This is a genomic window from Mesorhizobium sp. M0701 (assembly GCF_040320365.1).
Classification (GTDB): domain Bacteria; phylum Pseudomonadota; class Alphaproteobacteria; order Rhizobiales; family Rhizobiaceae; genus Mesorhizobium.
Genome location: NZ_JAMYPO010000013.1, coordinates 146,325 through 154,495 on the forward strand (window position 1 = coordinate 146,325; position 8,171 = coordinate 154,495).

The window sequence follows — 8,171 nt, forward strand, 5'->3', positions numbered from 1 at the left end:
AGAACCCCAAGCGTGCGGCCTGCTTGCGTCATCGTTTCGGCTGGCGTAATGAGGCGCCGCCAACGGGTCTCATCCGCTGGACCGCACGGCATCGATCGAATGCCATATCCTATGACAGAGTCGAGATGCCGGAGATATCCATCGTCATTCCTTGCCGGAACGAGGCGGCGAACCTGCCGCTTCTGCTCGACGAGATCGGCGCCGCGATGGCCGGGCGCGACTTCGAGGTCATCGTCGTCGATGACGGCTCAACCGACGATACCCCTTCGGTGCTCGCCGCCCAGGCAGCGCTTCGCGCGTTCCCGCTGCGCCATCTCAGGCATGCGAAATCCGCTGGCCAGTCGCTCTCGGTGCGTTCGGGCGCCTGGGCGGCGCGCGGCGATATCGTCGCCACCATCGACGGCGACGGCCAGAACGACCCCGGCTATATCCCAGTGTTGATTGACGCGCTCCGGCAGGCTGGTCCAGATGTCGGGGCCGCGCAGGGACAGCGTCTGAAGCGCCGCGACAGCAAGATTAAGCAGCTGGCGTCGCGTTTCGCCAACGGACTGAGAAAGGCCATCCTGCACGACGAGACGCGGGATACCGGCTGCGGCCTCAAGGCGATCCATACCGACATTTTGCGGAAATTGCCGTTCTTCGACGGCACCCACCGCTTTGTTCCGGCGCTGGTCATCCAGGAGGGCTACCGCGTCGTCCATTGCGACGTCGTCGACCGCTCCCGCCGTCACGGCAAATCGAATTACGGCATCTTCGATCGCGGCCTGCAGGGCGTGCTTGATCTTGCCGGCGTCTGGTGGCTGCGCCGCAGGCGCCGCAGAATGCCCAAAGTAGAGGAAATCAGGCATGGGTAACGTGCTTCAGGAATTGGCGACCTGGCTTCACGATGTTTTCGTCAAGCAATTCGATGCCTGGGTTCTGCTTGGCTTCGTCGCCCAGTTCTTCTTCACCATGCGCTTTCTGGTGCAGTGGGTAGCGTCGGAAAAGGCCAAGCGCAGCGTCGTGCCGATCGCCTTCTGGTTCTTTTCGCTGTTCGGCGGCGGCCTGCTGCTGATCTACGCCATCCAGCGTCAGGATCCGGTGTTCATCGCCGGCCAGGCCATGGGCCTGTTGATCTATATCCGCAATCTCTGGCTGATCGCCAACGAGCGCAAGGCGGCGATGACGAAGGTCGATTGAGCCCCGACCGAAACCGGTCGAGCAAGCAATCCAGATTACTTGCCGTCCAGCCCGCCGTAAGACCTTACCAGCCGGACCATGTCGGCCGAGTTGGCAGTCTCGCTCTCGAGCCCCTCGGCGACACCGACGCGGTCGGCGGCCGGGCGGTTCTGGCTGACTTTCCATTTGCCGCTGATTTCGGTGATTTCGATCTCCAGGCCGACGATGCCTTTGATCTGCGACTGGATGAAGGGTGCCGGCGCGTCGGTCACCGCCCACGGCGCCGAGCGGCTGCCCTCCTGCGACATCGTCAGATCGGAAATCTGCTCGGCCAGCCAATCCTGGTCTTCGATCACCGTGACGATGCCGCGCACCTGGACGATGGCGTAGTTCCAGGTCGGTACCACCTTGCCGGTTTCACGCTTGGTCTCGTACCAGGACGGCGTCACATAGGCATCGGCGCCCTGGAAGACGACCAGCACCCGCGCCAGGGGATTGTCGGCCAAAAGCCGCCATTGCGGATTGGCTTTGGCCAAATGGGCGCGAAGCCTGCCGTTCGGCGGCACATCCGCGTCTAGAAGAAAGGGAATCGCGTTGGCGACCGGCCCCTCGACGCCGTTCGACACCAGCAGGCCAAGCGGATGCGCCCGGATCAGCCCGTGCAGGACGTCCGGCCGGGTTTCCTGGAAGTGAGGCGGTTGGTACATCGCCGATTATCTCAGCCGCTTCGGCCGTGGGTCGGACAGTTCCCCGGCCAGCCGGCGATCCAGATAGTCCGCGCATTCCTCGATCAGAAGCTCAGCATGGTTGGCAAAGAAATGGTTGGCGCCGGGCAGGGTCTTCTGGGTGATGGTAATGCCCTTTTGCGTGTGCAGCTTGTCGACCAGGCCCTGCACGTCCTTGGGCGGCGCGACCTTGTCGGCGTCCCCGTGGATGATCAGGCCGGACGACGGGCATGGCGCCAGGAACGAGAAATCATAGGTATTGGGCTGCGGCGCGACCGAGATGAAGCCCTCGATCTCCGGCCGGCGCATCAGAAGCTGCATGCCGATCCACGAGCCGAACGAATAGCCGGCAACCCAGCAGCTCTTGGAATCCGGATGCAGCGACTGCACCCAGTCGAGCGCCGCGGCGGCGTCGGACAATTCGCCGGTGCCGTGGTCGAACTCGCCCTGGCTGCGGCCGATGCCGCGAAAATTGAAGCGCAGCGTGGTGAAATTGCGCTTCTGGAACATGTAGAAGAGGTCGTAGACGATCTTGTTGTTCATCGTGCCGCCGAACTGGGGGTGCGGGTGCAGGACGATGGCAATCGGCGCGCTCTTTTCCTTCGAGGGCTGATAACGACCCTCCAGGCGGCCGGCCGGACCGGTGAAAATGACCTCAGGCATGAAATACTCCACTTGGCATAAATTGCGCGGCGCCCGGAACAACTCTTCCTCTGGCCCCAGTCTTCCCTAGGCCTTGACGCAGGGCGAGCGTCTTTCTAGAAGCTAGTTTAGAATTGTTCAAAACTGGGCGGCCAAAAATTGTGGCTCGGCCACCCGCGCCGCAAGCCGCGTAAATAGGACGTCTTGCCTTGCAATTTCAAGGAAATAACGCGCTATCTTCGCGGAACGGCTTTTGAAGGGACCAGTTGGACGGAAATGGCCGGAGCACGCGCCTACCTCGACTACAACGCCAGCGCGCCGCTGCTTGCCTCGGCGCGCGCGGCGGTGGTGGCTGCGCTCGACGTCGCCGCCAACCCGTCCTCGGTTCATGCCGAGGGCCGCGCTGCACGGCGGCTGATCGAGGACGCCAGGCGCGACGTGGCTCGACTGGCCAACGCCAGGGCCGAGCATGTCGTATTCACCTCCGGCGCGACGGAAACGGCCTCGACGCTGCTGACGCCGGACTGGCAGATGGGGCGCGGCGCTGTCCGCATGAGCCGGCTCCATGTGTCCGAGGCCGACCATCCCTGCCTGCTGAACGGCGGGCGTTTCCCCACGGGGCAGGTAACGCGGATCGGCGTCGACGCCGACGGCGTCGTCAGGCTCGACGTTTTGGCCGAGGCTCTCGCCCAGCATGACAAGGCCGAAGGCTTGCCGCTGGTGGCCATCCACGCTGCCAACAATGAGACCGGCGTGATCCAGCCGGTTGGCCGCATTGCCGAAATCGTCAAGGCGGCGGGTGGCATCCTGGTTGTCGATGCCGTGCAGGCGGCCGGCCGCATTCCGCTTGATATGTCAGCGGGTTACGCAGATTATCTGATTCTCTCCTCGCACAAGATCGGCGGCCCCAAGGGCGTCGGCGCCATTGTCGCGGCGTCGGACCTGATGATGCCAAAGCCGCTGGTCAGCGGCGGTGGCCAGGAAAAAGGCCATCGCGGCGGCACCGAAAACCTAGCGGCGATTGCCGGGTTTGGCGCGGCGGCGCGAGAGGCGTCTGCCGGCTTGCAAACGATCGAAACGGTGCGGCAGCGTCGCGACGAAATCGAGGCGATCGTGAAAACGCTTGTTCCGGACGCCGAAATCTTCGGGACCGGCGCGCCAAGGCTTGCCAATACGACATTCTTCGCTATTGCCGGCATCAAGGCCGAGACGGCGCAGATTGCCTTCGACCTGGCCGGTGTGGCGCTCTCGGCGGGATCGGCCTGTTCGTCGGGCAAGGTCGGCCCGAGCCATGTGCTGAAAGCGATGGGTTACGGTGACGGCCTCGGCGCGTTGCGCGTGTCCATCGGCCACGCGACCAGCGCCGAAGACATTGAGCTGTTCCGTTCGGCGCTGGCGACGATCGTCGCGCGCCAAGCCGGTAAGGAAAAGGCAAGCAGGGAACGAGCCGCCTGAGCGCGGCAGACGAAATGTAGGGCCTTGCGGCCTGGTAGAGCCGTGCGTTCGAATTTGGCCGGGTGAATTTCCGGCATGAACGCACTATATGACACCTACGCCGCCTCGGGTGCCTGATGGGTGCTCGTTTGCGGTGCCATAGTTTGAAAACTGCCGGGCCTTGACCCCGGCGTGGATGGAGAACGCTGATGCCTGCTGTGCAGGAGACGATCGATCGAGTTCGAAAGATCGATGTCGACCAGTATAAATACGGATTCCAGACCGAAATCGCGATGGACAAGGCCCCCAAGGGCCTGAGCGAAGACATTATCCGCTTCATTTCGGCGAAGAAGGACGAGCCGTCCTGGATGCTGGAATGGCGCCTGGAAGCCTATCGCCGCTGGCTGACGCTGGACGAGCCGAAATGGGCGCGCGTCCACTATCCCAAAATCGATTTCCAGGATCTCCATTATTACGCGGCGCCCAAGAGCACGCCGGGTCCGACTTCGCTCAGCGAGGTCGACCCCGAATTGCTGAAGGTCTATGAGAAGCTCGGCATTCCGCTCAGGGAACAGGAAATCCTCGCCGGCGTGCAGAAGACCGATGCGTCGGAGCTCGAGGAAGCCAGCGACAACGTCTACAAGTCGGGCCGCGTCGCCGTCGATGCGGTGTTCGATTCCGTCTCCGTCGTCACCACTTTCAAGAAGGAACTGGCGCAGGCCGGCGTCATCTTCTGCTCGATCTCGGAAGCCATCCGCGAGCATCCGGAGCTGGTGAAGAAGTATCTCGGCTCGGTCGTGCCGACCTCCGACAATTTCTACGCGACGCTGAATTCGGCCGTGTTCACCGACGGCTCCTTCGTCTTCGTGCCCAAGGGCGTGCGCTGCCCGATGGAACTGTCGACCTATTTCCGCATGAACGAGAGGAACACCGGCCAGTTCGAGCGCACGCTGATCATCGCCGAGGAGGGGGCTTACGTCTCCTATCTCGAAGGCTGCACGGCGCCGCAGCGCGACGAGAACCAGCTTCATGCCGCGGTGGTCGAGCTGATCGCGCTCGATGACGCCGAAATCAAATATTCGACGGTGCAGAACTGGTATCCCGGCGACGCCGAAGGCAAGGGCGGCATCTACAATTTCGTTACCAAGCGCGGCGACTGCCGTGGCCACCGTTCGAAGATTTCTTGGACGCAGGTCGAGACCGGTTCGGCCATCACCTGGAAATATCCGAGCTGCATCCTGCGCGGCGACGATTCCAGCGGCGAGTTCTATTCGATTGCCGTGTCGAATGGTTATCAGCAGGTCGACAGCGGCACCAAGATGATCCATTTGGGCAAGAACACGTCGAGCCGCATCATCTCCAAGGGCATCGCCGCCGGCTATTCGCAGAACACCTATCGCGGCCAGGTCTCGGCGCACCGCAAGGCAACCAACGCCCGCAACTTCACCAACTGCGATTCGCTGCTGATCGGCGACCAGTGCGGCGCGCACACCGTGCCCTACATGGAAGCCAAGAATTCGACCGCGCAGTTCGAGCACGAGGCAACCACCTCGAAGATTTCAGAGGACCAGAAGTTCTACGTGATGCAGCGCGGCATTCCGGAAGAAGAGGCGATCGCGCTGATCGTCAACGGCTTCGTCAAGGACGTCATCCAGCAACTGCCGATGGAATTCGCGGTCGAAGCGCAGAAGCTGATCGGGATTAGTCTTGAGGGGAGTGTTGGGTGAGTGATGATGAGGCAGAGGACGGTCCGCCGTTGGTCGCACGCGTTCACCAGTTTGACAGGCATTCTGGTGAGCTACCCGACAACTATCGGGCCGACCTCGATGAGCGGATTTGCGGAGAATTGGCAACGTCGCTCGGGAACTACCTTCGAAGCTTTGCTGCCGAAAGGAAAGTTGTCGTCAGGATCGAAGTCGAAGCCAACCGAATTAGCGCTGGGCGCGAAGACGGCACGGAGTTGATGATCACCGTCTACGGCCCTGAGATTTTTGAAATCACCAGGTGGCCGAATCCCGCCGACGCCGTCGAGGACGGAAGTATGCGATTTGACTTGGCACCTGAACTTGAAAGCGACGTCGCCGTTGCCCTAGCTCGGCGATATGTAGTTAACGGAACGATAGAGCAAGAGAATGCTTGAAATCAGAAACCTCCATGCCCGTATCGTCGACGACGGCACCGAGATCATTCGCGGCCTGAACCTGACGGTCAGGGCCGGCGAGGTCGCCGCCATCATGGGCCCGAACGGCTCGGGAAAATCGACGCTGTCCTATATCCTCGCCGGCCGCGAGGACTATGAGGTCACCGAGGGCGACATCCTCTATAACGGCCAGTCGATCCTCGACATGGATCCGGCCGAGCGCGCTACCGCCGGCATCTTTCTCGCTTTCCAGTATCCGATGGAGATACCGGGCGTGGCGACGATGGAATTCCTGAAAGTGGCGATGAACGAGCAGCGCAAGGCGCGTGGCGAGGAACCGCTGAAGATCCCGGAATTTCTCAAGCGCGTAAAGGAAGCTGCCGCCTCGCTCAACATGGACATGGCGATGCTGAAGCGGCCGCTCAATGTCGGCTTTTCCGGCGGCGAGAAGAAGCGCGCCGAGATCCTGCAGATGAAGCTGCTCGAGCCGAAGCTGTGTGTCCTCGACGAGACCGATTCCGGACTCGATATCGATGCGCTGAAGATCGTCGCGGACGGCGTCAACACGCTGCGCTCGCCGGACCGGGCCATTGTCGTCATCACCCACTACCAGCGCCTGCTCCAATACATCGTCCCGGATACGGTGCACGTGCTCTACAGGGGCCAGGTGATCAAGTCGGGCGACAAGTCGCTGGCGCTCGACCTCGAGGCCAATGGCTATGCCGGCGTGATCGGGCAAGCCGCGTGAGATGCAAGCGGGCCCGGAAGGCAAGCCAAACAAGGCGATACTGATGAATATGCACACGACACCCCAGCGGACATTAGCCGAAACGGCGCTGATCGACGCCTTTGGCGAGCGGCTGTCGCTGCTGCCCGGCGACGGCGCGGTGATGCTAAAGCGCGACGACGCCATCGAGGCGATCAAGAGCGGCCTGCCGACGCGGCGCATCGAATCCTGGCACTATACGGACCTGCGCCGGCTGCTGACCTCGGTGCCGGACTTCGATCCGGCAGCGGTCGCGAAAGCCATTGCGCCGATCGTCGAAGGGTCCAGCGTTTTGCCGGTGCTGAACGGCGTTTCGACTACGAAACTGCCCGGTATCGAAGGCGTTGCCGTGCAGCGCCTGTCGGAGAAGCTGACCGACGGCAGCATCGCCCCGGGGCTGGATTCCTATGGCAGCGACGATGCCATCGGCGCGCTCAACACCGCCTTTGTCGCCGACGGCTATTTCGTCGACATCGCCGACGGTGCCCAACTGGAAAAGCCGATCGAATTGCAGAATTTGCAGGCCGGTGGACAGACGCATGTACGGCTGGCCGTCCGTGTCGGCGCCGGCGCCAAGGCTGTCGTCGTCGAGCGCCAGGCAGGCGAGGGGGCGGCGCTGGTCAGTTCGGTCAGCCAGCTTGTGCTTGGCGAGGGCGCCGAAGTGACATGGCTCATCGTGCAGGAGCATCCGGATACGGCGACGCACCTTGCCCAGTTCAAGGCGCATCTCGGCAAGAATTCGAAACTGACGCTGTTCGTCATGAATGCCGGCGGCAGACTGGTGCGCCAGGAGGTCGTTGTGAAGACGACCGGCGAGGGCGCCGAATTCACCTTGCGCGGCATCAATCTGCTCGCCGGCGATACCCATACCGATGTCACTATGGTGCTCGACCACGCCGTACCGCACACAGCCTCGACCGAAGTCATCCGCAATGTGGTGACCGGCAAGGCGCGCGGCGTCTTCCAGGGCCGCATCAACGTCCACCAATATGCGCAGAAGACCAACGCCAAGATGGCCTGCAACACGCTGCTTCTGTCGGATGACGGCGAGTTCTCGACCAAGCCGGAGCTCGAAATCTTCGCCGACGACGTCGTCTGCGGCCATGGCGCGACCGTCACCGAGATCGACCACAGCCATCTGTTCTACCTGATGGCGCGCGGCGTCGACGAGAAGACCGCGCGCGGCTTGCTGGTCAAGGCCTTCGTCGCCGAGGTGATCGAGGAACTGGACGACGAGGCCATCGTCGAGGCGCTGGAAGCGAGACTCGATAATTGGTTCGTGGCGCACGGATAAAGTGGATGAGGG

At 62.4% G+C, this 8,171-nt stretch carries 9 protein-coding genes; 7 read left to right on the top strand and 2 right to left on the bottom strand.

Annotation, left to right across the window (positions count from 1 at the left end; genetic code table 11):
- Positions 1-125: 125 nt before the first annotated feature.
- Both NKI24_RS15615 and NKI24_RS15620 read left to right on the top strand, forming a co-directional pair.
- Entirely contained in the window at positions 126-854 is a 729-nt protein-coding gene (locus NKI24_RS15615) for a glycosyltransferase family 2 protein (protein ID WP_352717322.1), read from the top strand.
- Positions 847-1,179, top strand: coding sequence for a lipid-A-disaccharide synthase N-terminal domain-containing protein (locus NKI24_RS15620; RefSeq protein ID WP_023674681.1), 333 nt, complete (start codon positions 847-849; stop codon positions 1,177-1,179). The genes NKI24_RS15615 and NKI24_RS15620 overlap by 8 nt, the downstream gene beginning before the upstream one ends.
- 35 nt (positions 1,180-1,214) lie before the next feature.
- On the opposite strand, the gene NKI24_RS15625 is transcribed toward NKI24_RS15620, so the two are convergent.
- Both NKI24_RS15625 and NKI24_RS15630 read right to left on the bottom strand, forming a co-directional pair.
- On the bottom strand, positions 1,215-1,865 hold the full coding sequence (locus tag NKI24_RS15625; RefSeq protein WP_352746440.1) for an FMN-binding negative transcriptional regulator: 651 nt from the start codon (positions 1,863-1,865) through the stop codon (positions 1,215-1,217).
- A gap of 6 nt (positions 1,866-1,871) precedes the next feature.
- Positions 1,872-2,546, bottom strand: a complete 675-nt coding sequence (locus NKI24_RS15630; protein WP_023674683.1) for an alpha/beta hydrolase — start codon at positions 2,544-2,546, stop codon at positions 1,872-1,874.
- Positions 2,547-2,801: 255 nt separating this feature from the next.
- Between NKI24_RS15630 and NKI24_RS15635 the strand changes: the two genes are divergently transcribed.
- The 5 genes from NKI24_RS15635 (at position 2,802) to sufD (ending at position 8,159) form a co-directional block, all read left to right on the top strand.
- Positions 2,802-3,980 (top strand): cysteine desulfurase family protein, encoded by a 1,179-nt coding sequence (locus tag NKI24_RS15635; protein WP_352746443.1) that lies wholly within the window; start codon positions 2,802-2,804, stop codon positions 3,978-3,980.
- A gap of 188 nt (positions 3,981-4,168) precedes the next feature.
- Entirely contained in the window at positions 4,169-5,686 is a 1,518-nt protein-coding gene (gene sufB, locus NKI24_RS15640) for a Fe-S cluster assembly protein SufB (protein WP_352702518.1), read from the top strand.
- Positions 5,683-6,099 carry a hypothetical protein gene (locus NKI24_RS15645; RefSeq protein ID WP_352702516.1) on the top strand — a complete coding sequence of 139 codons (417 nt, stop codon included), beginning with the start codon at positions 5,683-5,685 and terminating at the stop codon, positions 6,097-6,099. The genes sufB and NKI24_RS15645 overlap by 4 nt, the downstream gene beginning before the upstream one ends.
- Positions 6,092-6,847 carry a Fe-S cluster assembly ATPase SufC gene (gene sufC / locus NKI24_RS15650; protein WP_352746447.1) on the top strand — a complete coding sequence of 252 codons (756 nt, stop codon included), beginning with the start codon at positions 6,092-6,094 and terminating at the stop codon, positions 6,845-6,847. The genes NKI24_RS15645 and sufC overlap by 8 nt, the downstream gene beginning before the upstream one ends.
- 43 nt (positions 6,848-6,890) lie before the next feature.
- A complete protein-coding gene (gene sufD / locus NKI24_RS15655) occupies positions 6,891-8,159 on the top strand; it encodes a Fe-S cluster assembly protein SufD (protein ID WP_352746449.1) in 1,269 nt (422 codons plus the stop codon).
- Positions 8,160-8,171: the final 12 nt, after the last annotated feature.

What these genes read in the sequence shown, in the direction of transcription:
- sufC (WP_352746447.1), top strand. Translation starts at nt 6,092, where the DNA reads ATGCTTGAAATCAGAAACCTCCATGCCCGTATCGTCGACGACGGCACC.
- NKI24_RS15620 (WP_023674681.1), top strand. Translation starts at nt 847, where the DNA reads ATGGGTAACGTGCTTCAGGAATTGGCGACCTGGCTTCACGATGTTTTC.
- NKI24_RS15630 (WP_023674683.1), bottom strand. Translation starts at nt 2,546, where the DNA reads ATGCCTGAGGTCATTTTCACCGGTCCGGCCGGCCGCCTGGAGGGTCGT.
- sufD (WP_352746449.1), top strand. Translation starts at nt 6,891, where the DNA reads ATGAATATGCACACGACACCCCAGCGGACATTAGCCGAAACGGCGCTG.
- NKI24_RS15615 (WP_352717322.1), top strand. Translation starts at nt 126, where the DNA reads ATGCCGGAGATATCCATCGTCATTCCTTGCCGGAACGAGGCGGCGAAC.
- NKI24_RS15625 (WP_352746440.1), bottom strand. Translation starts at nt 1,865, where the DNA reads ATGTACCAACCGCCTCACTTCCAGGAAACCCGGCCGGACGTCCTGCAC.
- NKI24_RS15635 (WP_352746443.1), top strand. Translation starts at nt 2,802, where the DNA reads ATGGCCGGAGCACGCGCCTACCTCGACTACAACGCCAGCGCGCCGCTG.
- sufB (WP_352702518.1), top strand. Translation starts at nt 4,169, where the DNA reads ATGCCTGCTGTGCAGGAGACGATCGATCGAGTTCGAAAGATCGATGTC.